The sequence below is a fragment of the Clostridium sp. AF28-12 genome, from assembly GCF_003435225.1.
GTDB lineage: Bacteria > Bacillota > Clostridia > Lachnospirales > Lachnospiraceae > Pilosibacter > Pilosibacter fragilis.
This window is the reverse complement of the sequence record NZ_QWGJ01000008.1, coordinates 1-26381: the sequence shown is the minus strand read 5'-3', so window position 1 is coordinate 26381 and position 26381 is coordinate 1. Positions and strand designations below refer to the sequence as shown.

Annotated in this window: 22 protein-coding genes; 3 read left to right on the top strand and 19 right to left on the bottom strand. The window is 45.4% G+C overall.

Annotation, left to right across the window (positions count from 1 at the left end; all coding sequences use genetic code 11):
• Nucleotides 1-3: 3 nt before the first annotated feature.
• From DWY93_RS08470 to DWY93_RS08435, 8 genes are all read right to left on the bottom strand, one after another.
• The gene (locus tag DWY93_RS08470) at nucleotides 4-1269 is read right to left on the bottom strand and encodes a M20/M25/M40 family metallo-hydrolase (protein WP_117472207.1); all 1266 of its coding nucleotides are present in this window, start codon (nucleotides 1267-1269) and stop codon (nucleotides 4-6) included.
• Between the two features lie 234 nt (nucleotides 1270-1503).
• Nucleotides 1504-2379: a LysR family transcriptional regulator gene (locus DWY93_RS08465; RefSeq protein WP_117472206.1), complete on the bottom strand. Its 876-nt coding sequence runs from the start codon at nucleotides 2377-2379 to the stop codon at nucleotides 1504-1506.
• Nucleotides 2380-2513: 134 nt separating this feature from the next.
• A complete protein-coding gene (locus tag DWY93_RS08460; protein ID WP_117472248.1) occupies nucleotides 2514-3776 on the bottom strand; it encodes a 2-hydroxycarboxylate transporter family protein in 1263 nt (420 codons plus the stop codon).
• 22 nt (nucleotides 3777-3798) lie between these two features.
• The gene (greA, locus tag DWY93_RS08455) at nucleotides 3799-4302 is read right to left on the bottom strand and encodes a transcription elongation factor GreA (RefSeq protein ID WP_015552730.1); all 504 of its coding nucleotides are present in this window, start codon (nucleotides 4300-4302) and stop codon (nucleotides 3799-3801) included.
• A gap of 226 nt (nucleotides 4303-4528) precedes the next feature.
• Complete coding sequence (locus DWY93_RS08450) at nucleotides 4529-5467, bottom strand: hydroxyacid dehydrogenase (RefSeq protein WP_117470111.1); 939 nt, start codon at nucleotides 5465-5467, stop codon at nucleotides 4529-4531.
• Nucleotides 5468-5481: 14 nt separating this feature from the next.
• Nucleotides 5482-6666 carry a pyridoxal phosphate-dependent aminotransferase gene (locus DWY93_RS08445; protein WP_117470112.1) on the bottom strand — a complete coding sequence of 395 codons (1185 nt, stop codon included), beginning with the start codon at nucleotides 6664-6666 and terminating at the stop codon, nucleotides 5482-5484.
• Nucleotides 6667-6724: 58 nt separating this feature from the next.
• Nucleotides 6725-7477 (bottom strand): aspartate dehydrogenase domain-containing protein, encoded by a 753-nt coding sequence (locus DWY93_RS08440; protein WP_117470113.1) that lies wholly within the window; start codon nucleotides 7475-7477, stop codon nucleotides 6725-6727.
• A 145-nt stretch (nucleotides 7478-7622) separates the two neighbouring features.
• Entirely contained in the window at nucleotides 7623-8585 is a 963-nt protein-coding gene (locus DWY93_RS08435; RefSeq protein WP_117470114.1) for a LysR family transcriptional regulator, read from the bottom strand.
• Between the two features lie 200 nt (nucleotides 8586-8785).
• Between DWY93_RS08435 and DWY93_RS08430 the strand changes: the two genes are divergently transcribed.
• Nucleotides 8786-10111, top strand: coding sequence for a GntP family permease (locus DWY93_RS08430; protein ID WP_181968333.1), 1326 nt, complete (start codon nucleotides 8786-8788; stop codon nucleotides 10109-10111).
• Between the two features lie 154 nt (nucleotides 10112-10265).
• On the opposite strand, the gene DWY93_RS08425 is transcribed toward DWY93_RS08430, so the two are convergent.
• Nucleotides 10266-11036: a sulfite exporter TauE/SafE family protein gene (locus tag DWY93_RS08425; RefSeq protein ID WP_117470116.1), complete on the bottom strand. Its 771-nt coding sequence runs from the start codon at nucleotides 11034-11036 to the stop codon at nucleotides 10266-10268.
• A 626-nt stretch (nucleotides 11037-11662) separates the two neighbouring features.
• Here DWY93_RS08425 and DWY93_RS08420 point away from each other — a divergent pair.
• Nucleotides 11663-12628: a LysR family transcriptional regulator gene (locus tag DWY93_RS08420; RefSeq protein ID WP_117472204.1), complete on the top strand. Its 966-nt coding sequence runs from the start codon at nucleotides 11663-11665 to the stop codon at nucleotides 12626-12628.
• Here DWY93_RS08420 and DWY93_RS08415 read toward each other — a convergent pair.
• Nucleotides 12625-13515: a LysR family transcriptional regulator gene (locus tag DWY93_RS08415; RefSeq protein WP_181968332.1), complete on the bottom strand. Its 891-nt coding sequence runs from the start codon at nucleotides 13513-13515 to the stop codon at nucleotides 12625-12627. The two genes, DWY93_RS08420 and DWY93_RS08415, sit on opposite strands and share 4 nt — an antisense overlap.
• A 177-nt stretch (nucleotides 13516-13692) precedes the next feature.
• On the opposite strand from DWY93_RS08415, the gene DWY93_RS08410 reads away from it, so the two are divergent.
• Nucleotides 13693-14913: a pyridoxal phosphate-dependent aminotransferase gene (locus DWY93_RS08410; RefSeq protein ID WP_015552732.1), complete on the top strand. Its 1221-nt coding sequence runs from the start codon at nucleotides 13693-13695 to the stop codon at nucleotides 14911-14913.
• Nucleotides 14914-15099: 186 nt separating this feature from the next.
• On the opposite strand, the gene DWY93_RS08405 is transcribed toward DWY93_RS08410, so the two are convergent.
• The 9 genes from DWY93_RS08405 to DWY93_RS08365 form a co-directional block, all read right to left on the bottom strand.
• Nucleotides 15100-15873, bottom strand: a complete 774-nt coding sequence (locus DWY93_RS08405; RefSeq protein ID WP_015552733.1) for an IclR family transcriptional regulator — start codon at nucleotides 15871-15873, stop codon at nucleotides 15100-15102.
• 127 nt (nucleotides 15874-16000) lie between these two features.
• Nucleotides 16001-17275 (bottom strand): lactate racemase domain-containing protein, encoded by a 1275-nt coding sequence (locus DWY93_RS08400; protein ID WP_181968520.1) that lies wholly within the window; start codon nucleotides 17273-17275, stop codon nucleotides 16001-16003.
• 129 nt (nucleotides 17276-17404) lie between these two features.
• Nucleotides 17405-17833 carry a RidA family protein gene (locus DWY93_RS08395; protein WP_117472198.1) on the bottom strand — a complete coding sequence of 143 codons (429 nt, stop codon included), beginning with the start codon at nucleotides 17831-17833 and terminating at the stop codon, nucleotides 17405-17407.
• Nucleotides 17834-18002: 169 nt separating this feature from the next.
• Nucleotides 18003-19439, bottom strand: a complete 1437-nt coding sequence (locus DWY93_RS08390) for an amidohydrolase family protein (RefSeq protein WP_117472196.1) — start codon at nucleotides 19437-19439, stop codon at nucleotides 18003-18005.
• 36 nt (nucleotides 19440-19475) lie between these two features.
• Nucleotides 19476-20669: a Zn-dependent hydrolase gene (locus DWY93_RS08385; RefSeq protein WP_117472194.1), complete on the bottom strand. Its 1194-nt coding sequence runs from the start codon at nucleotides 20667-20669 to the stop codon at nucleotides 19476-19478.
• An 88-nt stretch (nucleotides 20670-20757) separates the two neighbouring features.
• Nucleotides 20758-22200, bottom strand: a complete 1443-nt coding sequence (locus tag DWY93_RS08380) for a sodium:solute symporter family protein (RefSeq protein WP_117470123.1) — start codon at nucleotides 22198-22200, stop codon at nucleotides 20758-20760.
• Nucleotides 22201-22824: 624 nt separating this feature from the next.
• A complete protein-coding gene (locus DWY93_RS08375) occupies nucleotides 22825-23253 on the bottom strand; it encodes a RidA family protein (RefSeq protein WP_117472192.1) in 429 nt (142 codons plus the stop codon).
• 81 nt (nucleotides 23254-23334) lie between these two features.
• The gene (locus tag DWY93_RS08370) at nucleotides 23335-24528 is read right to left on the bottom strand and encodes a Zn-dependent hydrolase (protein ID WP_117472190.1); all 1194 of its coding nucleotides are present in this window, start codon (nucleotides 24526-24528) and stop codon (nucleotides 23335-23337) included.
• Nucleotides 24529-24605: 77 nt separating this feature from the next.
• Nucleotides 24606-25937, bottom strand: a complete 1332-nt coding sequence (locus DWY93_RS08365; RefSeq protein ID WP_117472188.1) for a sodium-dependent transporter — start codon at nucleotides 25935-25937, stop codon at nucleotides 24606-24608.
• Nucleotides 25938-26381 lie beyond the last annotated feature (444 nt).

Sequence of the window (26381 nt, the reverse complement as noted above, 5' to 3'; positions counted from 1 at the left end):
AATCTATTTTCCCTCCACAACAGAATTAGTCTCCCCGTCGATTCCTGCTGCCATCATCAATACCATAAATGCCTGCTGAACTGCCTTATATGAGTCGGTGATCGGAAACTTTTCATGAACACTATGATTCATTATATTTTTTCTATTTTCATCCGGTGCAAACGCGCGTCCAAGACAGATCGATGGAATTCCTTTCGAAACCGCTACGTTCGCATTTGTGCAGCCGCCTTTATGGAATACCGGTTCAATATCCAGAGACTTCAAACCAAGCCACGCGGATTCTACCAGTGGTGTATGGGAATCCTGAGTTCCGCCCGGAACCTGACTGATCAGGTTTTTATCCCAGGTGATCTCATCTTTTCCCCATTTTTCTGTTTCTTCCCGGCATGCTTCTTCGATCGCATCAAAGATTTTTGTGCGAAGCTTTGCAAGCTCCTCCGGTGAATTTGATCTGAAATTAAATTTGATGGTTGCCTGCGATGCGATCGCATGCACTCCAGCCGCAGTTCCACCGTGGAAATTTGAGACACAGAAGCTTGTCTTCGGATCTGATGGAACTGTAAAATCTGCGATCTTCGCAACTGCTCTGGCTGCTGCATGGATCGGCTGTGCCATCTCGCCAAACGATCCAAACGCATGACCGCCGATACCATAAAAGTTGACCTCGTAGGTTTCTCCGCTTGTCGCCTCGAAGATCAGTGCGCTCATGTCATTGTTATCAATTGTGAGTGAAATATCAATGTCGTCATTATCATTCAGGAAATCTTTCATTCCGCCAAGGCCACCCATACCTTCCTCGCGGGTAGTTGCCACAAATACAATGTCTCCGAATGTCTTGATCTCGTTCTGATTCAATGCTCTTAAAAGTCCCAACAGCATTGCCAGTGCTCTTGTATCATCACCGATTCCCGGTGCGTAGAGGAATCCGTCTCTCTCCTCTACACCATGTACCGTTCCAAATGGAAAGACTGTATCCAGATGACCCTCGATCAATACCTTCGGTCCTTTGCCGCTTCCTCTTCGAAGGCCAACAACATTTCCACCGCGGTCAATGTGAACATTTTCAAGACCAAGAGCTTTAAATTTTTCCATCATGACCGCTGCGCGTTTTTCTTCCTCCCCCGTCGGAGCCTCTATGAGAACCAGTTCTTTCTGCTCTTCAATCGTATTCCTCTCATCTTCCTGTATAAATTTCATAGCTTCCTTTACACACGGAATACTCATTGTATATTCAAACTGTTTTTTTACCCGCTCTGATACCTGATACATGCTTCATCCTCCATTTGTGATCAATAACTACTGGTAACAAAAATGATATAAACACGACAAAAGCGCTCCTTTTTAAGAAGGTCTCTCAGACCTTCACCATAGATGCATATGGCTGATTCTTAAAAAGGTGCGCTTTCTTTTATAGGTCAATTATATAATAATTATATATATTGTTCAAATATTATTCACGAATGACTTACATTCTCATTTCGAATGAATTTGTCACAGTTTTATTTATTCTTCTTTGATACTATCAAAATATTTTTCCGTGTATTTGCAGAATTTCTCCAATTCTTCTGTCATTTTCAGATCTTTCTGCAGGATCAGATACAGGGATCGTTTGAATTCGTTGTTATCGATCGGCCGATAACAGACATTTTCAAAATCTCTCTCGCTTCTCAGGTGATCTCTCCAGGAATACCTTGGCCAGATAGTAATCCCTAACCCCTCCTGTACCATACGTCGCAAAATATCAACGGTATCACATTCAAATGCAATATCCGGAATGATCCCTTCTTTTTCGAATATTGCATCTGAAATCGTCCGGATACTTCCTCCGCCTCTCAGCATAACAAATTTTTCATTCCTGATATCCGATAACTTGACTTTTTCCAGATTTTTCAGCCACGAATCTTTATGAAATGCAAGACACAATGGCTCTTCCATCAACTTTACCGCATTACTGAACACATACTGCGGCAGTGTACTTCGAATACAGACATCCCATTGGGTTGCCTCTCTGCGATCTAATACTCGAAAAAATACATCCGGATTTTCCTCCCGAAATTCGCGAATTAATTCCGGCACAAGCTGTCCTGCGGTCAGAACATTCAAACGGATCATTTTCTTCTTCTGTCTATTACGGAATTCTAACGGAAGCCGTTCTATTTCCTCAAGCAAAGGAACCACCCTTTCCTGCAATAAATACCCATCATGGGTAAGCACACAGGATCTTCCGTTTTTCCGGAGCAGTTCTGTTTTTAATTCGCGCTCCAGTGATTGGATCGCTTTACTGATGGAAGGCTGGGATACATTCAATTCCTGCGCCGCCATCGTGATATTTTCATATTTCGCCGCATATGCAAAATATCGAAGCTGATATATTTCCATCTTTGCCACTCCCCCGTTTTTAATGCATGATGTAACTGTTCAGTGCCTCACAGTTACGGGCAAAAATCCCATACTCTACTAAAACAAGCGCAGCAGGTGCAAAAGCCTGCTGCTCACAATACAGAATCCAGGTCCTACCCCACCATCTGCACTAATATTCCTCCAATCGTCAGCATCAGCGCTCCGCAGGATCTTGTAACGATCTGCGCAAATGGCAGAAGCTCCATTCTATGCGCACTGCTCAAAACAGCCACATTGCCGGAACCGCCCATATTTGTTGTACACATCCCCGCTGCGATGGCGGATTCCAGTGGGAAAAAGCCAACCAGCTTTCCAAGAACTGACGCCGTAAACGTAATGATCCCCACGATGAGTACCACCGTGATCAGATATAACGGTGTCAGAGTTTTTAAAATTGTATTCAGATCGATCAGCGTAAAACCGATCCCCGCAAGTGCCGCCGCCGTCCAGCTCTTAATAGCAAACTGCCCCCACTCTCTTGCCGCATCCTCCAGCTCTTCGGACATGATGCCGGTTCCCTTTACAAGCACGACTGCAATGATCATCCACGCATACGTCGGAATCACAGGAACAAACCTGTGTAAGATCGCGCCAAGCTGATAAAAGGCAAACGCAATGATCATCCCGGTGCATAAAGACGCAAATGTCGGCTTCAATGGCGGTGTTTTTTTCACCGTTTTTCCATCATTCACCAATACACCGTTTCCGGTCGTCTCCGGGTGTTTTTTCCCGAAGTTGTTCATAAGACCGCCAAAAATGATCGCTACACAGTTTCCAAGCACTGTGGCCGGTGCCATCTTTGTCAGCACATCCGCCGCTTCCACGCCGAGCGCCTGGGAGTACATGGCAGAAAGAGGAACTGTACCCGCTGTCATTCCGCCGCTGGTCATAGGCACTCCGATATAGAGGATCCCGCCCCAGAAACCTTCCCCAAGGATGATCCCCATAATTCCCGAAAGCAGAATTCCCATAGAAAGAGAGATCACCGCCACCGGCAGAAGCTTCACGGTAGCCCTGAGCAGAAGATTCCGGTCGATATTAAAGAGACTGCCGCAGATCAGCGCCGCGATATAAAAGATCAGGAAGCCACTGTCATTGACAAAATAATCGAGCGTCTCAATCGTCTGCTCGGGAATCAGTCCGCCTGCCGTGAGGATCGCAGAACCGAGAATACAGATCACAGATCCTCCGAGATACGTCTTCACCACCGGTACGTTATTTCCAATCGCATTTAAGCCCTCACCGAATACCATCAACACTAAAAACGCCGGGACCAGACTCTTCGGGACGCATCCCGTAAACATACATGCCGCCGTCAGTGCCAGAATGAGGACATACAATGGCAGCGGAAACCCCGCCACTTTAAAATCCTTCATGCTCAACCTCTCTCTGTCTTCTTTAAAAACTCCGGATCGCATCGCTTCCGTCATCCACGGTCTTCTCCAGACGCTTGATGATCACATCATATCCCGCTCTGTCATTCACCTGCACATGTACCCGGTCACCGACCTTATGCCCCAGAAGTGCCCTTCCGAGCGGGGACTCAGAACTGATCAGTCCCTTTAAGGAATTTCCGCGGATCGTCGTAACGATCTTATAGGTCTCCGTCTCATCGTCATCCTCAAAATACACGTCCACCGTGTTGTAGAGACCGACCTCATCGTCTTTTGACTCATCAGAGACCACCTTCGCCGTCCGGATCATTCTCTCCAGATACCGGATCCGGCTCTCATTCTTGTTCTTGTCCTTCTTCGCTGCATAATATTCAAAATTTTCACTTAAGTCGCCCTGGGCTCTCGCCTCTTTTACCGCCTCGATCGCCTCTTTCCGGACCACAAGTTTCCGGTATTCGATCTCCTCTTCCATCTTCTTTATATCATTTTTTGTTAACTCATCATACATAGTTCTTCCACTTCTTTCCTGAATTCTTTTAACACTATCTTATCTCATTCCCACTCGAAAAACAACCCCGAATGGTTTCATCCAAAGGTTCGGGAAACGTCTGCCGCACCTGCAGGACCTGCCGCTGGCAGCTTCTTACGGATGCATGGCAGCAAAAAGAGATCTCTTGGCAAATTGGTGCAATCTGCCATGGAGATCTCTTTTCAATGAATATTTTAGAAAGGAATTATACGATCCGACCGACACAAGAACCATCGCGGAGGAAATTCACAATGTTTTCTCCCGCAATTCTGGATACCGCAGTCGCCGCTTCTCTCGTAGTCGGCGCGTAATGGGGCGTTACAATAACATTCGGAAGCTTAAATAACGGGCTTTCCGGATCAAGCGGCTCTGCCTCTGTCACATCAAGTCCTGCTCCCGCAAGTTTCTCGTTGAGAAGTGCGTCGATCAGCGCCGGTTCATCCACAACCGGCCCACGGGCACAGTTGATCAGATATGCGGTCGGCTTCATGAGAGCAAATTCTTTCTTTCCAATGAAGTGGAAAGTTTCATCGGAAAGATAGCAGTGAAGGCTGATAAAATCAGACTCAGAGAGAACACGTTCTTTCTCTGATACAAGTTCGCATCCTTCCGGAACTTCTGTGATATATGGATCATAAACAAGGACACGCATATCAAAACCATTGTGGGCCATCTTTGCCATTCTTCTTCCGATCTTTCCACATCCAATAATTCCGAGCGTCTTTCCGGTAACTTCCACGCCCTCTTTATAGTTCTTCGCCGCAAATCCGATTCTCTTGTACTCTTCTGATACTGGAACTATATTCTTCGCAAGGCTCATCATCAGCGCGAATGTATGCTCTGCAACAGATCTTCCATTGGCATCCGGAGTTGTCGTCAAGGCAATTCCAAGTTCTTTGGCTGCCTCGATGTCAAAATTGTCCACACCGACACCATGTTTGCTGAGGATCTTTAAATTCTTTGCACCTCCCAGGATCTCTCTCGTGATCGGCAGAATTCTGACAAGTGCCGCGTCAACATCCTTGATCTTTTCCTTTAACTCAGACTCTTCGAGTGTCTCCATCTGGATCACCTCGTGGCCTGCGTTTTTAATAACTTCAATTCCGATCGGATTGATCTTTTCTGTGATTAAAACTTTTGCCATAATATCCTCCCCGATTACTTTTCTATTCTTAATTTCTCAACAGCCTTTGCCATACGATCTACACCTTCCACGATGTTTTCATAGCTGTTTGCAAAGGACATGCGGATATAGCCTTCACCAGATGTGCCGAATACATCTCCCGGAACGAGTGCAATATACGCCTCTTCAAGAAGATAATCCGCAAACTTCGCGCTTGAAATACCAAGGTCTTTGATATTAATGAAAATATAGAATGCACCCTTTGGGCAGCGGCAGGAGAGTCCCGGAATCTCGTTGATCGCCTTTACCGCATAATCTCTTCTCCTTTGATATTCCACTACCATCTTCTCTACTTCGTCCGTCTCATCGCGGAGCGCAGCGATGGAGGCCTTCTGTACAAAGGACGGAGCACAGGTAACGTTGTGCTGATGGATCTTATTCATCGCAAGGATATACTCTTCCGGCGCAGATACGTAACCGAGACGCCAGCCGGTCATGGAATATGCCTTTGACATTCCATTTAATGTGAAAGTACGTTCTTTCATTCCCGGAAGGGAGGCAATGCTCACATGCTTTGTTCCATCATAGAGCAGACGCTCGTAAACTTCGTCAGCAATGATCAGAATATCTTTCTCGACGGCAAGCTTTGCAAGTTCTGTGAGAACTTCCTCAGAAAGGACACTTCCTGTCGGGTTATTCGGAGTTACGATAACAAGCGCTTTTGTCTTATCTGTGATCTTGGATCTCACTTCGTCGAGATCCATCTGGTAGTCGTTCTCCTCACGAAGCCTGTAGCTTACCGGAACTGCACCAAGAAGACGCGGAACATTCACATAATTCATCCATACTGGATCCGGAACCAAAATCTCATCTCCCGCATCTAAGATTGTGCATAAGAGATCAAAAATCGCCTCAGAAAGACCTACCGTGACAAGTACTTCCGTTGCCTTTGTCGGAATCTGATTCTGGGTCGTCAATTTCCAGGCAATCGTCTCACGAAGCTGCATATCGCCATAGTTGGATGTGTAGAAAACTTCACCGCGCTTTAAACTGTCCTCAGCTGCTTTTTTTATGTAATCCGGTGTATCAAAATCCGGACGTCCAATCTCAAAATGAATGACGTTTTTTCCTTCTCTTTCCATTGCAAGCGCTTTTTCATTCACTTTTCTGATTCCTGAAGGAAGAAGTTTATCCATTCTTGATGCAATTCTGTTTTTCATAGTTTTGTTATATCCTTTCTTGAATAAGTGCTCATTCGTAACCCATATGTTTCAGACTCTATACAAACTGGAATCCTGCTCCACCAAGAACACGATCCAGACTTCCGCATGCGGAAAGCGGTACGTATTTGCCGGACACTCCACCTTCAGAGAAGCTGGATACTCGAATTGTGAAATCAATTCCTTTTCCAACGATGTGGATTTCATGAGTATTTGTGTTCACTGACGGATCAGCAACGATTTTTGAATGAGTCTTGTCAAATCCGATTCCTGCCAGCGCAAGAGCCGCATGGACATTGACATTTCTCGGATAAAGCTTCGTAGCCTCTCTTGTCGATCCCTCGTAGAGAACTGTATACTCGGTATCTGTTCTTCCGAGAGCTTTCGGATTCTTTGTTGTGACAACTGAAACCTCTGTAAGTTCAGAACGTCCGTCAAAGATTCCGTCCAGACCAAGAATTGCTCCGTGCGGGAGATATACTCTTGTGCCGTGTGTTAGGCTTGTCTCCCTTGCTTTTTCTCTTAATTCGTCATCGCGAAATGCTGTCATGGAGAACGGCATGAAATCACAATGTTTTAATGCAGTCACGATATTAGCTGCAACAACTTCCGCTGTCGCGCACTCAATGACCAGATCGAGTCCCTCAAACATATCTTCTGTAATATCAGAGACGACCTTCACTCCGCAGATGTCGGTATCCTTTACAAACGGATCGTACACAAAAGCGACCTCCGCTTTCTTTCCCTCCGTCACATGAGCAATCATCGTTCTTCCGATTTTTCCACCGCCTAAAAATGCAATTTTTTTCATAATAATGTCTCCTTTCCAGTCTTCGTGTGTCAAATATGAGATTGTGCCTGTGCTTTGCTTCTGAAAACATCATAACTATATTTCACTCAAAATCCAAGTGCGCATCTGTCATGACTCTATTCCAAAAAGGAAATACCCGGTGCGCTCATGCGAACACCGGGTATTTTTTCAGATACTCCATAAAATCTTTCTGCACTTTAGGGAATTTCTCTTCTTTATTATAGTAAACACGGACTTCTCTGCTCATTTTGGGATGATCGATCCGGTAAAAGTTCAGGTTTCCGGAATCTCCCACATAATAAGGAATTCCTGCCCGGATAAATGCAACGCCTTTTCCGGCATCCGCCAGATAATACGCGGTCTGAAGCTGATCCAGCTCCATCAGAATCTTAGGCTCAAACCCCGCGTCATGGCAGATTGCAAGTCCTCTCGTCCAAAGATCATTTCCCTGACGCAGGAACAGAAAATTCTCCTTTTCAAACTTTTTTAACGAAACCGCCGGTGTATCCGGATCCAGATACTTTCCGCTGCAGATATCGCTGTATGACAGCGCTGCTTTCTCAAGTCCATGGTTGACCTTCAGCTCCTTTGGAACTGCTAACAGAATATTCTCACGACATAAGACGAAATAGTCAAGATCTGACGGCATCTCCGTATTGACGGATATTCCAATATCACAGATGCCGGAGTGTAAAAATTCCACTTTTTCCTTATCATTGCTCTCAATCACCTTGATATTCACTTCCGGGTTTTCCAGATTATAGTCTCCAATAATTCCCGGAAGGACGTATGTACAAAAATAAGAAGCAGCTCCAATGCTTAAGTCACTCTTCTTTCTTCGCCGGATCTCATCACTTAGCTGCTCCATCTCCAGATGTGTATCATACATTTTTCGGAACAGTCCCAGAAAACGTTCTCCCTCTGCCGTCAGGCGCACCGGAACACAGCCTCTCGAAAAGAGTTCTACCCCGAGATTACGTTCTGTCTTTCTTATGATTTTGCTGAGCGCCGACTGCGAGATATAGCACCGCTCCGCTGCTCGTGAAAAGCTCTGTTCCTCTGCAACTGCTAGCACACAGATTGCATCTCTTACTTCTAAATATTCCATGTCATGTTCCTCTTTTCTGTGCAACTTTTGTGCCGTTTCTTTTGTATTTAGTTATTTTTTATATAATTTGCACAGTCTATTTTGGAATAAGCTTATTCCCATACAATGTTGGTTTTTTCCCATTCTTTTATTTATAATATGATTGTGCTTATGCTTCTCATATGTGTATTGGAGATTTACATACGGAAAAGGAGATTTTTATGTCTAGTACTTATGTTGTTATTGTCTTATGTATTGTAGTCGCATTATTGATCCTCATGGTCGGTAAATTAAAATTCCATGCAATACTCGCACTTTTAATTGCCACCATCACTCTCGGTATTCTCGTCGGAACACCTCTTGAAAAGATTCCGTCCACACTGAATTCCGGCTTTGGAAGTACCTGTACCAGTGTTGCTCTGGTCATCTTCCTCGGCTCATTGCTCGGTCTTATTTTAAGTGAAACCGGCGCAATTGTCAAACTCACAACCTCACTGGTAGATTTTTGTGGAAAAAAACGTGTACTCTGGGCCATTGGCACCAGTGCCTGCATCCTTGGTATCCCTGTATTCCCGGATACCGTAAGCTTACTTACCATCCCGCTCTGTACAAACCTGGCGCAGCAGACCGGAATCTCCATGATGGCATTTGCAGCTGTTATTCAGGTCAGTATCGTAACGAGTTCCCTGGTTCCGCCGACTCCTGGCCCAGTTGCCGGTGCTGCTACTCTCGGTCTTTCTCTCGGTGAGGCGATCCCGTGGGGCATCCTTGTATCTATCCCCGGATTGATCGCAACCGTACTTTATGCATCAACTTTAAAGAATGAACATGTAGAGCTAAATGCCAACTTTTTAAATCAGGAAGATACTAAAGACAAGATCACTATGAGTCTTATAAGGGCGATCCTTCCGATCGTTGTTCCGGTCCTCTTAATCGTAGGTCAGACTGTTACAGGCGTTCTTCTTCCCGGCACCATATTTGCAAGTGTTATGAACTTTATCGGTGCACCTCTCTCTGCCCTGATCATCGGCTGCTTCCTCGCAGTATTCCTTCAGGTGAAAGAATGGTGGAAACGTGAAGATGTCCGCAATGACTGGATCAGCAAAGCAGTTATTGACTGTGCAGGTCCTGTATTTATTACTGCCCTTGGCGGTTCCCTGGCTGCATTTATCAAGAGTGCCGGCGTTGCAGAAACTCTCGCAAACCTCGTAGTAAGTGCCCATATTCCTGGAATTTTCGTCCCGATGCTCATCGGTATCCTGATCCGTATCGTTACCGGTTCCAATACATTAGCTGTTACTACTTCTGCCGCTTTATGCCAGCCGATGCTTGAGACTCTCGGCGTTTCCACCTTAGCAGCTTACCTTGCGATGTGCTCTGGCGGCATTGCATTCAGCCACGCAAACAGTTCCGGATTCTGGCTTACCTGCTCTCTCAGTAATCTGGACTTCAAACAGGGACTCCGCTCTGTCGGCGGTTCTACTCTCATCGGCGGTCTTGCCTGCTGTGCTATGACTCTCGTTCTCTACTTTACAGGAATTATTTAATATTCCCCTGATTTTCCCCAAAAAGACTGATGATCTGTATATCCATTGATCATCAGTCTTTTCTATTTTCAAATAAAAGAGACCAGTCTTTGATCGACCGGCCTCTTTTATATGGGTAAACAAAAACAGGTAAACCTTATTGAATTTTATGCATTTAACCCCACAGATGATTCTGCCAGGCAAATTTGATCACAGTGAGGATTACTACGACTAACATCACCGGTTTGATGATCTTCTCGCCCTTCCTGATTGCCAGATTAACGCCGACGAGGTTTCCTGCAATGGCACAGATTGCTGCCGGACAAGCGATCTCGTAAGCGACATTTCCCGTTTTCACATAGCTTACAAGGGCAATGGCATTCGTAAGTACAATGAGGACCTTACCGTTACCGGACGCACATCTCGCATCATAGTGCATGATCATCGTAAATGCGATGATCGCTACGGTACCGATCCCCGGTCCGAAAAGACTGTTGTAAAATCCCATGATCACGCCGACGATCAGGGCCTGAACAACTGTTTTTTTTGATATCTCGCTTCTCATGATCACGTTTCTCGCGTCTGTCTTTCTGAGAACCATAATGAGGGCGATCACCGGAAGTGCCACCGTGATGGCCTTCTGGATGCTCTCCTCCGGAAGGAGAAAGATGATCTTTGTTCCGATCCATGCCCCCGTCATCGCCGTGATAGCTGAGACCAGTGCGATCCTCAGATCGACCATGTTGTTTTTAAAATACTTGATCGCCGAGACCAGGTTTCCAAGACCTGCCTGCAGCTTGTTGCAGCCGTAAGCCGAGCGGACCGGCAATCCGATCATTAAGTATGTCGGCAACGCGATCAATCCTCCGCCTCCGCCTATAGAATCAATGATACCCGAAATAAAGAAGATCGGGCAGATGATAAGCAATGTTTTTAAGTAACTCATTTCCTTCTCCCTTTTTGCACAGCCCGCGTTCTTTCATCATCTCCGGGAAACTGTTTCCACTGTGCTGCTGTTCGTATTTGCTGTTATTTTGATCTGTCAAAAGCTATCTTCCTGGCACATAAATCCTTTTACTGTTCACACCTTGCGCAAACAGTAACTGATTTTGCCGATGCTTCGCATTCCGAATCGGCAAAATCCACTACCACCACTGTATTGTACGGAATTTTCAGTTCAGAAAATTCCTACCCGTGTACAGTAATTTTTATTCCCTCCCTTGATCATCTTGAATATACCATGGATCTCATATATAATCAAATTTATAATATTGATATTTTTCATTAACTATATTTATATGATACTAGGGTCAAAAGGTCAGAAGTTCGACGCAAGCTTGCTTGCAGGAGAATTTTTGACCTTGAGACCCGCCAAAAACATGAGTAAGCAGCCATTTTTCAAAGCAAAATGAGCGAATTACGAATGTTTTTGAGGGGGCTATGTGCCAGTGGCACATGTTTAGCACCGACCGAAGCAGAGCGGAGATGCGGGAGCACGCAGTGCAGAGCAATCCGGTATCAGAGGGGTCAAAAGCTTTTGACCCCAACATCATTTATATGTAGGAGAACAAAATGTTCCAGTCAAAAGACTATATCTACGAAATTTACCGCTGCGGCAGCTTCTCCGCCGCGGCAAGGAATCTCTATATCACCCAGCCCGCTATCAGCATCGCAGTAAAAAAAGAAGAACAGGAGTTAGGCCAGCCCATATTTGAGCGTTCTTCCTCCCGTCTTCTTTTAACTGACGCCGGCCGCACCTACATCGATGCCGTGGAAAAGCTCCACCGCATTGAAGAGGATCTGAAGGTCTACTGCAACGACCTCTCGAACCTCAAAACAGGGGCTCTGAGGATCGGCGCCTCCAGCTTTTTCCTCTCCAGCATCGTTCTCCCGGTCGTTGCCGAGTACAGCCGCCGCTATCCCGGAATCTCTCTGGACGTTCAGGAAGCGCCATCTCTCGAATTACAAAAGCGGCTCGCGAATGAAGCGCTCGACATCCTTGTGGATCCGGTGGACCAGCAGTGTGACACCTTCAACTCTGTTATCCTCTTTGAAGACCACTTTCTCCTCGCTGTCCCAGATGCTCCAAATTTCTTTGCCTCTATGGGAATAAAAAAAGACCTTCTTCCTGCGGCATTCACCGCCGATGAGATCCGCCGCGGTGTTCATTTAGATCCGGCTGCGCCTTCCGTCCCCCTCTCTTCCTTCGCAAAGGCCCCTTTCCTGCTGCTTCGCCCGGAGACCATTGCCTACGAGCGCGCCGTGAAGCTCTGTTCCCAAAATGGCTTTGCCCCAAATATCCGCCTGCAGTTGGATCAGCTCGCCACCGCCTACCGCTCCTGCGGTGCCGGTCTCGGCGTCACACTCCTGTCTGACACCGTTGTCCGCATGTCCGACCACGATGAACCCGTCGTCTTTTACAAGCTGGACTCCGATGATGTGAGCCGTGACATCGCTGTTATGTGGAAGAAAAAGAGATATGTATCAAAGGCTATGGAGGAATTTACGAAGCTGGCGGTGGAGATGTTTTCCGGCTAAATACTGATAACATCCTCAACCGTCCGTATATATTCTTTAAATTCCTTTTCAAACTGCTCGATCAGTTCCTTTTTCTGTGAGTGCAGTTCCCTAAGCTTTAAGAGATAGCAGATTCTTGGAGGTGGTTCCGGAACAATTCTGGAAAGTCTCAGCTCTGTATCATGATAGTTTTTAAAAATGCATGCAGGAATAATACTGAAAGAATTAGGAATCCGTAAAAGTTCCGGTATCAGCTCCGTTGTATCTGTCACCATAAGCGGCAGATCTAACGGGTTCATCTGCTTTTCATGCCACTCCACAAACCCCGTTCCCCAATCAAAATAGATTTCATTGGAACGCTTTAACTGCTGTGCCTGCACAACCTCAGGGTAATCAGAAACACTTTTTGAGCTAAGCAGAAATAACGGTTCCCTAAAGATCGGTACAGCCTCCACCGCCTTCGAATAAAAGACACGCGGGGTAATTCCGATGTCTGTCTCTCTGTTCTCCAACATCGAAATAATGCGGTCTGTCCAGTGTGTCGCTAATGTGATCGAAAGTTTTCCCTTCCCAAGAAGTTCCCTGTAAAACCCTTTCACATAGTCCGTGAGGCTGATAACAGACGCTACCCGTAACACCTCCGTCACATCTCCCCGGCTCCAATCCTGAATCTGACGGTTCAGTTCCTGATGCCTTTTCGCAAATTCAACAAATTCTTCACCTTTCTGCGTCAGCACAACCCCTTTCTGCCCCGGACTGCGATCAATAAGTTTCACGTTCAATTCCTTTTCCAGACTGATCAGCCGGTTGCTCACTGCTGACTGTGAGATAAACATGTTCTCCGCTGTCTTTGTCAGGCTATGTGTCTTTACAATATTTAAATACGTTTCGAGTGCCTCATCATTCATAAATTTCACCTCCCAAAACATCTGTTTTGCATATATTATATATCTGATTTATCCGTTTTACAATGTGATCTTTTCATGTTATTGTATAGATACAAAGAGAAAAGCATTTCACACAGTCAATGCAGTCATTCCAATTTTCACACACCAGACTGATTGATAAAAAGGAGAGGTAAACTTATGGATTATTTAGCAGAAAAATTTGCAAGACTGGGCACAGACAACGCCCCCGGACAGGAAGGACTTCAGAAAGCAGAAGATCTTCCGATGATCGGTGACAAACTTGAAGGACCGGCTGTTGATTTCTCTCACGGTGATGTAAACGCACACCAGCCGATCCCAGGCAGCCTTGAGACATTTGTGAAACACTATTGTGTAGATGGTACCTATCAGGCATACACAGAATACCGCGGCAAAGGCGCGATCCGTGAATATCTTGCTGAAAAACTCGCAGAGTACAGCGGCGCTCCGGTAGACCCGAAGACAGAGATCATCCTTACACCTGGTACACAGGGAGCGCTTTTCTTAGCGATGGGTTCCTTAGTCGGCAGAGGTGACAAGGTCGCTATCGTTGAACCGGATTACTTCGACAACCGTAAACTTGTTGAATTCTTCGAGGGCGAGATGGTTCCGATCCACATGAACTGGAAAGACGCTGCTCCCCACACATCCGGTATCGATTTAAAAGAGCTGGAAGAAGCTTTCAAAAACGGTGTAAAGCTGTTCCTCTACTCAAACCCGAACAACCCGACTGGCGCAGTCTTCTCCAAAGAAGAAGTTTCTGAGATTGCACGCCTCGCAAAGAAATACGACGTTGCAATCCTTGCAGATGAGCTTTACAGCCGCCAGATCCTTGAAAAAGATTTCACTTACACACACATGCGTGCACTCCCGGAGAAACCGGACAAGCTGATCACAATTATGGGTCCGTCCAAAACAGAGTCCTTAAGTGGTTTCCGTCTCGGTGTCGGCTATGGTACACCTGAAATCATCACCCGCATGGAAAAACTTCAGGCCGTCGTTTCCTTACGCTGTGCAGGTTACAATCAGGCAGCTTTCTACAGATGGTTCTCTGAGCCGGATGGATGGATGGAGAAACGTATTGCTGATCACAGACAGATCCGCGATGATATTCTTGCCGTCATCAACAGCTGCCCTGGATGCTGGGCTCGTCCAACAGAAGGCGGAAGCTATATCTTCATGCAGTTGCCGAAATTAAAAGTTGATATTTTCCAGTTTACAAAGCTCTGCCGCGCACAGGCAAGTGTTACTGTAACACCGGGTACAGAGTTCGGCAAACAGTACGGTGATTTTATCCGTATGAATTTCTCTCAGGATCACGACAAGGCCGTTGATGCTGTAAAGAGAATCTGCAAGATGGTCGATATCTACCGCGCATAATCTAATCCAAATGCACCCAAATTGGATTATTCCCTCTTACATGCCCGATACGATCCACACCACTATTGATTACCTCCTTATTTACTGATAATAGAAAAAACACTGTTTCGCATTTTTGATTACCCCCTTCATGCAAAACAGTGTTTTTCTATATTTGTTGTGGGATAAATTTTCTGTAAAAAGCTGCTACCCTTTCATATAATGCTGTTCTCTTCCAAGACTCCGTGCAACTCTCACAAGCTCCTGCCGGATCACATCCAGCCCCTTCTGCCGCATTCGATTTTCCTCTCCGACCACAGCCAGTGAGTATACTGCATACCCTTTATCATTTAAGATTGGAACCGCAACAGATGCAACGCCCTTATCCTGCTCTGAAATACTGATACAATATCCCTGCTCCCGGATTTTTTTTAGCTGTTCCTCAACCTGCTCTTTCTCCCGCAATCCCGCTTCCGTCTCCGGATATATCTTTCTCAGTATCTCCTGAATAAAATTCTCCGGCTGCCATGCAAACACGGTCTTTCCAGTGGAACCCTTTACATAGCTTCCGACACGTCCTACTTTTGACTGGATCTGGAGATAATTTGCAGATTTTACTTTCTCTACACAGATTGGAACCCCGTCAACCATAGCAGTCAGTACAACATCCTCATTGTACTCATCTCTCAGGCGCCTCATTTCCTTTTCTATGAGTTCTTCCGTCGTGATACTCCGCGTGATCATCGTGGATACCCTGAGAATTCTGGTCCCAAGCCGGTATTTTCCGTTCGGATTGTCCTGAATCAGCCATCCCTGATGCACCAGTGTTTTTACAATATTAAATACCGTTGTTTTCTGAATTCCCAATTCTTTGCTGATCTCGGCGATTCCAAGATACTGTACATTCAGCTTTTCATATAACTCTAATATCGCAGTTGCCCTTATAATTGAATTTATATATTGAGGTTCCTTTTCCTGCATTCATTTTACCCCCCAAAAAGGATTATTTCCATTTATTTCTTTTTCACCTCTTTTTAGTATAATGCATTCTGCATGGAAAAACAAACAAATTTTGCAATAACAGGAGACTTATCATTTTTCTCCTCTTTTATGACATTTGTAACTTCTCGATCGACTGCTCTTCATCACATAATATCAGCTGAGGATTTCTTCTCACTTCCTCGATAAGTGCATCTGAGACCCATATCTCCCCTAATTGGAGTGTATTTTTTATATACACAAGCTTCGGAGCATTCAGCTCTACACCCACACCACTCCGCAGACAGGCTAAAACTCCCTCTTTTACATCTGTCACCTGAATTGGAATCCGGCCACCTTCCGGATTACCACAGCTCACCGAGTTGGTGTATGTTGCCCCTAAATCGATTGTTTCCGCACACGGCTTTAAAACATAGTCCGCTAATCCAATGCCGCTTGCATTTCCATGTGTATCTTTTGTAAGACTCTTCACTAAAATTCTCTGTATTTCCGGACCATCAAAGTCTTTCAATCTTCCTCTGGCCGCACGTCCTATAATATTCGGATCCATACCTGCTCCGGAAATATCTTTTCCCATTTCCTGCACAATTAATGCATCAATTTCCTTCACCAGGATCTTTGGCATCTTTGAACGCGCGATTTTTAACAATTCCGGCTCTCTGTCGTGGATCTTGTCTGCAGGAACCATCTCAATATGGTACGTCTGATCATAGCTGTTTTCAATAATTGCAACTCCAAAACCTACCGGAGTTTTGTCAATTACAAGTTTTGCGGCAACTGGAAGAAGCGTAGGAAAATGTATTGCTCCCATATGGTGCAGTCTCGTGCAGCCCTCAAATTTTCCCAGCCCGATCGTAAGCATTTTACATAATCCGCTTTCAATAGGACCTCTGAAATCTGTATGCGGTTTTACTCTTCCAATAGGAATGATCAGATCAGCATGAGCTGCATAATGATCAACTACAACCTGAACCGTTCCACTCTCACATTCTACGGTTCCAATTTCATCAACCTCGAGACTGGATTTAACCGGGATTCCTATTGCCTCTTCCGTAATTCCATAGCCTTCCAAAACCGCTGTCTGTCCCTTAGCGGTTCCTCCTCCATGCGATCCCATAGCCGGAACGATAAACGGCATTGCTCCCATGTTCTGCAATTCGTCCGCAATAGTTTTGACGATCAACGCCAAATTCTGAATTCCGCGGCTTCCCACGGCCATAGCAATCCTCATTCCCGGTTTTACAAGACTGCTGATTTCCTTCTTATGCATTTCGGCACGCAAAGTCTCCTCTACATTTTCTAACTGTGTTGTATCAAATTTTTGCAGGACTCTATGCATTTTGGGTAATTCTAACTGATAAGCGCTTTCTGGAAATAATGACATATATACTCCCCCTACATATATACTCGCATGTATTTTCTGATTTTCCATTCACTACATATGTAAATAGAAAAACTGCTGCACAAATTTTCTATTTGACAGCAGTCACTTTCTATTACATCCTGTTAATTTTTAATTTTCAACTCCAGCAATAATAGATATTTCAACCGGTGCGTCCCCCGGAAGAACTGCAACCCCAACCGCAGCCCGGCTTCCGACTCCAGATTCTCCGAGTTCTTCACAGAAATACTCCGATGCAAAATCTGCAATCTTTGGCTGTTTTGTGAAATCTGTCTCGCTGTTTACATAAACGGTGATCTGCATGATCTGTACAATTTTTTCACCGTTCTCCAGCTTATTTTTCGCCGCTGTCAGTGCATTCTTTGCTGCCTGGACAACAGCCTCTTTATAATCTGCAATTTCGTCTGTTGCTTTAATTTTTCCTGTTTTTAACAGTACTCCGTTATTGCGCGGTGTCATACCTGCTGTAAAGATCATATTGCCGAATCTTGTTGCCGGAACATATTTTCCCTGCGGAATTGGATTTGCTTCTCTTGTCATAATAATTTCCCCTTTGACATTATACATTTTGCAGATCAGACCAGCTGTATCCCCCGGCTGTTCTGATCATTTTTCCCTAAATAGAAATAAACATAATAGTTAGAGAATTCCCTGTTGAACAGCTGAAACTTTTATTCACAGGGAATTTTCTCATAAAATCATGATTTAATTATTTTTTTAATACCGGTTTTACAAATTCGCCCCAGCCAGATGCGCTCTCGTCAACTTTACCATTCTCGTAAACAACACGTCCACGAACGATTGTACTGTCAACTGCACAGTCAAGCTGCCAGCCTTCGTATACCTTCATGATACCTTTTGCCTGAGAATAGCTGTCCTCAGCATGGCAGGTAACCTTCTTATTCATATCAACGATAACAAGGTCGCCGTCTGCTCCTGCAGAGATCGTTCCTTTCTGTGGGAAGATATGGAATAACTTAGCTGGATTAACGCTTAAGAGTTCTACAATCTTTTCAAGGCTGACGCCACGCTTTAATCCCTCTGTAATCATTAACGGGAGACGAAGATCGATTCCCGGGAATCCAGATGGAGAAAGGAAAATATCCTTATTTCCATCTTTATCTTTCTTTTCTTTCTCGGAAACTAAGAACGGGCTGTGATCACTGCCGATGAAATCAACGGTACCGTCTTTTACATAATCCCAGAGACGCTCTACATCCTCTTTTTTTCTAAGCGCCGGGTTGCACTTTGCGTATGCACCGTATTTTTCTACATAGCTCTCATCGAGAAGCAGATAGTGCGGACAGGTCTCGACCATAACCGGCTGTCCCTCTGCTTTTGCTTTCTTTGCAAGTTCCATTGCCTGCCAGGTGGAAACATGTACTAATTCGATCGGGCATCCAACGTCCTTACCAAATTTCAGCATCTTGGAGATTGCTTCGATCTCTACGATCGGTGGACGTGACTCACAGTGAGCAATATTTTCTGTCTGACGTCCCTGTTCTCTAAGGCGTTTAATGAAACCTGTTACAAGCTCATTATCCTCTGCATGTGCCGCAACTGCCAGACCTGTCTTCTTAACTTCTTCAAGGACACGGTATAACTGATCGTTGTTTGCACTTGTCAGACCTTCAAACTCTGCATCTCTTCCTTCCGGAGCTTCATGTAAGAATGTCTTATATGCGATAATTCCTTCATGGGAAAGCGGCTCGATTGCTTCCGGATGCTCACCGCCTGCTGCTCCGAAGAAGCAGAAGTCTACACAGCTTCCTTTCTCATGACGGTCATTCGCTGCGCTTTCTTCACCTTTACAGATGCTGATACGGTTCTTTAAAATCTCTCCATTCCACTGCGGCGGCATAGAAATCGGATGCTCAAAGAATGTTGTACATCCACCGGCTGCTGCTGCACGTGTACCAACCTCAAATGTCTCACGCTCCCAGTGGCCAGGATCACGATAATGTACATGAGTATCAATTCCACCAGGAAGAACATATTTTCCGCCTGCATCAATTGTGCGCTCAGCTTCCGGCAGGCAGCCCGGCTCTGCGATCAAAGCAAATTTCCCATCTTTAATTCCGACATCCGCTTTGCGGAAGCCGCCTTCAATAAATACAAGTCCATTGATTACAGCAAGATCCATCATAGTCTCATTCTCCTTTTCCATTTTATCTGTCAGGCTTTAAAGTCCGTTTTCATCAAGTTTCAGTACCGTCTGATACAGAACGTCAGCACCGATGTCCACATGTTCCGGTTTTGTATATTCATCACCCTGATGGCTGACGCCCTTAACACTCGGAACAAAGATCATACCGATCGGGACTCCTTCGTGTGCCATCGGGTTTGCGTCGTGGCCAGCACCGCTCGGCATGATGACATGACCGATTCCTTTCTCTGTGCAGACACCATCAATCAGTTTGATCAGCCTCGGATCACACGGTGTAGAGTATTTTGCGATGGTATTTACAAATTCAAATTCACAGTTCGGAATTTCTTTTGCGAGTGCCTGGATATCTGTATAGAACTGATCTGTAACAGCTCTGTCCATGTGACGCATCTCAAAGGTTGCCACTGCCTGTCCCGGAATTACATTTTCCTGTCCCGGAGATACGGCGATCTTTCCGACGGTAAATACAAGTGTATCGCTCAGTTCTCTTGCACGCTGTTCTGCTGCAACGATCAGCTTTGCCATTCCGACAAGTGCATCTTTTCTGTTTACCATCATCGTCGTTCCTGCATGATTGCTCATGCCTTTAGCTGTCACTTCATAGCGGATCACACTGACGATTCCGCTGACAACACCGACATCAAGATCCGCATTATCGAGTTTATCGCCCTGTTCGATATGATATTCCAGATAACATTCATACTTGCTGATATCTCTCTTTGCAGCTTTAACTTTCTCCGGACTACAGTCAAACTTTGCTAATTTTTCCGGATATCCCGGAAGATCCGGATCGATCATTCCTGTCACACAGCGGCTTCCGAAGGTTCCACCGAGGATACTGGACTCTTCCATATTAAATCCCCAAATTTCCAATGGATGACGCAGTGTACGGCCTTCGTCCTTTAAACGAGCTGCAACTTCCATTGCACCGGTCACACCGAGCATGCCATCATAAACACCGCCCTTAATAACTGTATCCAGATGAGAACCGATTACAATTGCTTTTGCTTCCGGATCACTGCCCGGCAAAATGCCATGAAGGTTTCCAACCGGGTCAGTTTCCACCTGCATTCCTATTTCTTTCATGCGTGCTTTTAAAAGCTCAAGTGCCTGAAAGTATCCTTCTGAGAATCCAAGCCGGGTAATCGAACCATCTTCATTCCGTCCAATGTTTCCAGCCTGCTGCAGCAATTCATTTAATCTGCTCATATCGATGATCCACCTCTTTCACTGAGATCTCCTTGCGCCGTCAGAATGATCATTATGACGGCGCAGGCAAATCTCTTAATTCTATTTTTTATTTTGTCTCTCCAAATAAGTGATCCATTGTCTCCTTATCAGCAGATTCATTTGCACTTTCCGGAGTCATAACAGAGCCAACCATGATTACGATAAAGCATACCAGACACGCCGGAAGAGCTGCCATAATACCAGCTGGCTGTCCAAGGCCGTACCAAACAAGTGCTGTCACAAAACCAGCCGCTGCTGCGATCATGGCACTGATTTTATTTGCACGCTTCCATGCAACGCCGACCATAATCGGGACTGCCATTGCAGCACCCATAAGAGTAACGGCTTTCGCCTGAATGATCTGGATCGTGTCGCTCATAACGAATGTAAGGGCAACGGCACCGATACCAAATACGATTGTAGAAACACGAGATACGAATAACTCTTCTTTATCCGATACATTGCTCTTTACCTTGGAATAGAAGTCATGTGCAAATGTTGTAGCGATCAAAAGAAGTAAGCTGTCTGCTGTAGAAATGATAGCTGCTACAACAGATGCAAGCATGATTGCTCCGATAATCGGATTTACTTCACTAAATACTAATGTTGTAAATACCATATCCTGCTTTTCGATACCCGGGTGGATCAGCATACCGCATAAACCAGTGATTGCAAGTGGAACATAGAAAAGTAATAAACCGATGCCTGTGATACCCTGGCTCTTAGAAGCAACTTCCGGGCTCTCAGCAGACATGAAACGTGCTACGAACTGCGGTGCACCAAAGTTACAGATACCCCATGTAACTACCCAGCTTAACGCTGTGATCGGCGGGATCTTAACACTGAATCCTTTTACAAATTCCGGATTCAGAGCCGCAATACCTTCGTTCATAGCTGTGAATCCGCCAACCTTTAACAGGAACTGGATTGCGATCAGCCAAATACCAATGATGATTACGAAGGAGCAGATCGTATCTGTCCATGCAACCGCTTTCATACCACCGATACATGTGAATACGACAAACACTGCAAGTAAAATAACACAGCATGTTAATGTGCTCCAATTGGAGAAAGTCTGTAAAATGATAGTTGCACCTGTTACCTGTGCACCTAACAGTGCAGTACAGCTTACAACGATCAGAAGACTCATAACGATGGAATACTTTCCGCTGTAACGTTTTTCAATCAGCTCCGGAAGAGTATTACATTCACTCTGACGCATTCTTCTTGCAAAGAACATACATGCGAGGAAAGAAGTCAGAAGCGTACCGGCTGCATTCCACCATCCAGACCAACCGTTCAGGTAATAATAGCCCATGTAGCTCATAATTGACGTTGCAGAAATAATTGTTGCAAAGTAGGTACCAGCCATCGGGAGTTTTCCTAATGATTTACTGGCAACCATCCAATCTTCCGTGTCCTTGATTCCGCGGGAAATTAAGATACCGATCACTGCCAGACCGACCATAAATATGACCGTAACGATCATATACAAAGCATTATTTGACATATCTTATTTTCCCCCTTTCTTCTTGTCATTAACCGTGACATAAATCAGCGGAAAAATACCTAAAAACAAATAAACACACCATAAAAATACACAACTGCCAGAAACACCAAACATAACCATCCATCCCTTCTGTTGTTCATTTCCGAATCTTCTTTTGTTTCTTTACGTATAATTCTTCCTCATTGTTAGCGTTGGGTAGAATCGGCCACATAGAGTCGGCCAGAAACAGCCAAAATTGGTCAATCGGAAATCGTGATTCAATCGCTTCTAAATTCATTATATTGGAACGCATTCATATATTTGTATTTTTATTATATTCAACCAGAGACTATTTGTCAATTCAAAACGCCGCATAAAACATATCAATATCAAATATAATACATCTGTTTATCATATGTTTATTGCCATTAATATTTAAAATAATAAAAAAGAATGTGACTTGGCACATTTCCGTGCCTCCCGCGGCTGCTTGCGACAATCTACATCTTCGCGCAAGCGTGCATCATTGGCACGTCAGTGCCTTTTTATGTAACAGGAAATTCCTCGGAATTTCCTGTTACACAAAAAAGACCACTGAGCAGGATCTTTCCCATCAGTGGTCTTCTTTTATAGCATGAATTTATTTTACTTGCCTACCCCCGCAATGATCGCGATCTCCACTGGAGCTTCTCCCGGAAGAACCGCAACACCGACAGCCGCGCGGCTTCCAACTCCGGATTCCCCAAGCTCCTCGCAGAAATACTCAGACGCGAAATCCGCGATCTTCGGCTGCTTTGTAAAATCCGGCTCAGAATTTACATAAACTGTAATCTGCATGATCTGTACGATCTTCTCGCCCTCTTCCAGCTTATTTTTTGCAGCTGTGAGCGCATTCTTCGCGGCCTGTACAACAGCGTCCTTATAATCAGCAATATCATCTGACGCTTTTACTTTTCCTGTCTTGATCAGAACACCATTGTTTCTCGGTGTCATACCTGCTGTAAAGATCAGATTGCCAAATCTCGTTGCCGGTACATACTTTCCCTGTGGAATCGGATTCGCTTCCTTTGCCATGATAAAATACCTCCTATGTTTATATCGTTTTTCAAGTTCTGCCAGATAAAATTCAGTTCTTCATTTGAGCATCTGTAAAACTTAAAATCCATTTTCATCCAGTTTTAACACCGTCTGATACAGAACATCCGCCCCCATATCGATATGTTCCGGTTTTGTATATTCGTCTCCCTGATGGCTGATGCCCTTGACACTCGGAACAAAGATCATACCGATCGGGACACCTTCGTGGGCCATCGAATTCGCGTCATGACCTGCACCACTTGGCATGATGATATGGCTGATTCCCTTTTCCGTGCAGACATCGTCGATCAGTTTGATCAATCTCGGATCACACGGTGTGGAATATTTGGCACTGGTATTTACAAATTCAAACTCACAGTTCGGAATCTCTTTTGCAAATGCCTGAATATCTGCATAGAACTGATCAGTTACAGCTTTGTCCATATGACGCATCTCAAAGTTCGCCACAGCCTGTCCCGGAATTACATTTTCCTGTCCGGGGGATACAGCGATCTTTCCGACCGTAAATACAAGTGTGTCATTCAGTTCTCTTGCCCGCTCTTCTGCTGCCACGATCAGCTTTGCCATTCCGACAAGCGCATCTTTTCTGTTAGCCATCATCGTTGTGCCCGCATGGTTGCTCATGCCTTTTGCCGTTACCTTATAGTCGATGATGCTGACGATTCCGCTGACAACTCCCACATCGATTCCCGTATGATCGAGTTTATCGCCCTGTTCGATATGATACTCCAGGTAGCACTCATACTTGCTGATATCTCTCTTTGCGGCTTTTGCTTTTTCCGGACTGCAGCCAAACTTTGCTAATTTTTCCGCATATCCGGGAATATCCGGATCGAGCATCCCTGTCACGCATCTGCTTCCAAATGTACCGCCAAGAATACTGGACTCTTCCATATTAAATCCCCAGATCTCCAATGGATGGCGCAGGGTACGTCCTTCATCCTTTAAGCGGGCTGCAACTTCCAATGCACCGGTCACACCCAGCATTCCATCATAAACACCGCCCTGCATAACTGTATCCATGTGGGAGCCGATCACGATGGATTTTGCTGCCGGGTCACTCCCCTGCAATACGCCATGAAGATTTCCGACCGGGTCAGTCTCCACCTGCATTCCCAGCTCCTGCATGCGTCCTTTTAAAAACTCAAGCGCCTGAAAATATTTTTCTGAAAATCCCAGTCTTGTGATCGAACCATCTTCGTTCCGTCCAATATTGCCCGCCTGTTGGAGCAATTCGTTTAATCTGCTCATTTTTAGTCATCTCCTCCATTAAGTTTTCCACATGCCGTCCTCAGATTTCTCCTAACGAAACATGAAAGTATCTCTTATCAGCCAATTCCCCCAAGCAGCGCCCCCGCCACAAGTGCGAGAAGCGCAGCCGGAACCAATACATATTTTCCAAGCGGCATAAACCAGCTGCCGATCGTTTTTTTCGTTCCTTTGTTAACTGCTGTAAGCGCAAAATCCTTTCCGGCTACCCAGAAAAACATGATAGCAGCAAGCATCGCGCCAAGCGGACAGATATAAATGGAGACCGCATCCATCCATCCGGAAACGATTCCCTGGATCATCAGGGAAATGATACCGCCAAGCATCGCGATCACTGCAACCGCAATTTTCCGCCTGAACCCAAACCGCTCCTGCATCATCTCTACCGGTGCCTCATAAAGATTTACCAGAGAGCTTAAGCCTGCAAACAAAACACAGACATAAAAGACTATCTCTACACACCATCCGCCCGGCATGCCATTAAACACATTCAGCAGATAAATAAACATCAGCCCCGGTCCGCCTGACGATAGTTCTGCGCCTCCCACTGCCATGCCCGGTATAATGACGAGTGCCGCAAGAAGCGCCGCTAATGTATCAAAAAATGCTACATTTCTTGCTGAGCTGACCACATCCTCTTCCTCGCTCAAATAAGAACCGTAAATGACTGTTCCATTTCCTGCGATGGAAAGCGAAAAGAATGCCTGGCCGAACGCGTAGATCCAGAGTCTTGGATCAAAAAGCCCTTTGGGATCCAGTGTAAAAATATAACGATATCCATGTTCCGAACCTGGAAGTGTAAAAATATATATGCCGAGCCCAACAAACAGGATAAAAAGCATCGGCATCATGATCTTATTCGCTTTCTCAATTCCGCCGGAAATTCCATATGCCATGATCACCGCGGTTACAAGCATTGCGACCACCTGCCATACATTATTTCCAAATGCGGCGGCTGTACCTCCAAACAAGCCTTCGATCGCGGCTACGTCCTGCCCTAAGTGGAAGAGACCACCGGAAAGTGCAAAAAATGTATATTTAAAGATCCATCCTACGACCACGCTATATCCGATCGCCAATGCCAGGGATCCGATAACCGGAATCACACCGATCACCTCTCCTATCCGCTTATTTCCGGTGCGGATCTCCGTACATTTACCGAATGCTTTGATCGGTCCGCTCTTTGCCGCGCGGCCAAGCGCCATTTCCTCGATCACTCCGGTAGAAGCGATCAAAATAACAAACAGAACATATGGAAGCAGGAACGTCATTCCACCCCATTCTGAAACCATATATGGGAATCTCCAGATATTCCCCATACCAACAGCCGACCCAATGCAGGCCAGTACAAATCCTGTCCGGCTCTTAAAGCCATCTCTATGTTTTCCCATACACTTACAACTGCCTTAGAACAGCTATGTCCCCTTTCTCATGATTCATGTTTAAACTTTTTTGAGCGTGTGACCCTCATGCATGAACTCTATCGCGTGCTGTCGGCAATTTCTGCTGATACATTCAGCCAGCATTTCCGAACATATTTTATCATACCATGCAATCCTATGATTTACAAGCATTTGAAATTGTTGCTACGACCGCAGTGGAGCGGAGACATTCGAACCGTTCGAGCCCGGCAGGGCTCGAACATACAAAAAAGAGCCATCCATCGGATGACTCTTTTTTCTATCTCTTTGAGAGCACGAGACGTCGCAGAACGTCCGGGGGACGTTCGCCTGCGACGACCGCAGCGGAGCGGAGACATTCGAACCGTTCGAGCCCGGCAGGGCTTGAACATAGAAAAAAGAGCCATCCATCGGATGACTCTTTTTTCTATCTCT

Coding starts and splice junctions, on each gene's coding strand:
- DWY93_RS08470 (WP_117472207.1), bottom strand. CDS start 1,269: ATGTATCAGGTATCAGAGCGGGTAAAAAAACAGTTTGAATATACAATG.
- DWY93_RS08465 (WP_117472206.1), bottom strand. CDS start 2,379: ATGGAAATATATCAGCTTCGATATTTTGCATATGCGGCGAAATATGAA.
- DWY93_RS08460 (WP_117472248.1), bottom strand. CDS start 3,776: ATGAAGGATTTTAAAGTGGCGGGGTTTCCGCTGCCATTGTATGTCCTC.
- greA (WP_015552730.1), bottom strand. CDS start 4,302: ATGTATGATGAGTTAACAAAAAATGATATAAAGAAGATGGAAGAGGAG.
- DWY93_RS08450 (WP_117470111.1), bottom strand. CDS start 5,467: ATGGCAAAAGTTTTAATCACAGAAAAGATCAATCCGATCGGAATTGAA.
- DWY93_RS08445 (WP_117470112.1), bottom strand. CDS start 6,666: ATGAAAAACAGAATTGCATCAAGAATGGATAAACTTCTTCCTTCAGGA.
- DWY93_RS08440 (WP_117470113.1), bottom strand. CDS start 7,477: ATGAAAAAAATTGCATTTTTAGGCGGTGGAAAAATCGGAAGAACGATG.
- DWY93_RS08435 (WP_117470114.1), bottom strand. CDS start 8,585: ATGGAATATTTAGAAGTAAGAGATGCAATCTGTGTGCTAGCAGTTGCA.
- DWY93_RS08430 (WP_181968333.1), top strand. CDS start 8,786: ATGTCTAGTACTTATGTTGTTATTGTCTTATGTATTGTAGTCGCATTA.
- DWY93_RS08425 (WP_117470116.1), bottom strand. CDS start 11,036: ATGAGTTACTTAAAAACATTGCTTATCATCTGCCCGATCTTCTTTATT.
- DWY93_RS08420 (WP_117472204.1), top strand. CDS start 11,663: ATGTTCCAGTCAAAAGACTATATCTACGAAATTTACCGCTGCGGCAGC.
- DWY93_RS08415 (WP_181968332.1), bottom strand. CDS start 13,515: ATGAATGATGAGGCACTCGAAACGTATTTAAATATTGTAAAGACACAT.
- DWY93_RS08410 (WP_015552732.1), top strand. CDS start 13,693: ATGGATTATTTAGCAGAAAAATTTGCAAGACTGGGCACAGACAACGCC.
- DWY93_RS08405 (WP_015552733.1), bottom strand. CDS start 15,873: ATGCAGGAAAAGGAACCTCAATATATAAATTCAATTATAAGGGCAACT.
- DWY93_RS08400 (WP_181968520.1), bottom strand. CDS start 17,275: ATGTCATTATTTCCAGAAAGCGCTTATCAGTTAGAATTACCCAAAATG.
- DWY93_RS08395 (WP_117472198.1), bottom strand. CDS start 17,833: ATGACAAGAGAAGCAAATCCAATTCCGCAGGGAAAATATGTTCCGGCA.
- DWY93_RS08390 (WP_117472196.1), bottom strand. CDS start 19,439: ATGATGGATCTTGCTGTAATCAATGGACTTGTATTTATTGAAGGCGGC.
- DWY93_RS08385 (WP_117472194.1), bottom strand. CDS start 20,669: ATGAGCAGATTAAATGAATTGCTGCAGCAGGCTGGAAACATTGGACGG.
- DWY93_RS08380 (WP_117470123.1), bottom strand. CDS start 22,200: ATGTCAAATAATGCTTTGTATATGATCGTTACGGTCATATTTATGGTC.
- DWY93_RS08375 (WP_117472192.1), bottom strand. CDS start 23,253: ATGGCAAAGGAAGCGAATCCGATTCCACAGGGAAAGTATGTACCGGCA.
- DWY93_RS08370 (WP_117472190.1), bottom strand. CDS start 24,528: ATGAGCAGATTAAACGAATTGCTCCAACAGGCGGGCAATATTGGACGG.
- DWY93_RS08365 (WP_117472188.1), bottom strand. CDS start 25,937: ATGGGAAAACATAGAGATGGCTTTAAGAGCCGGACAGGATTTGTACTG.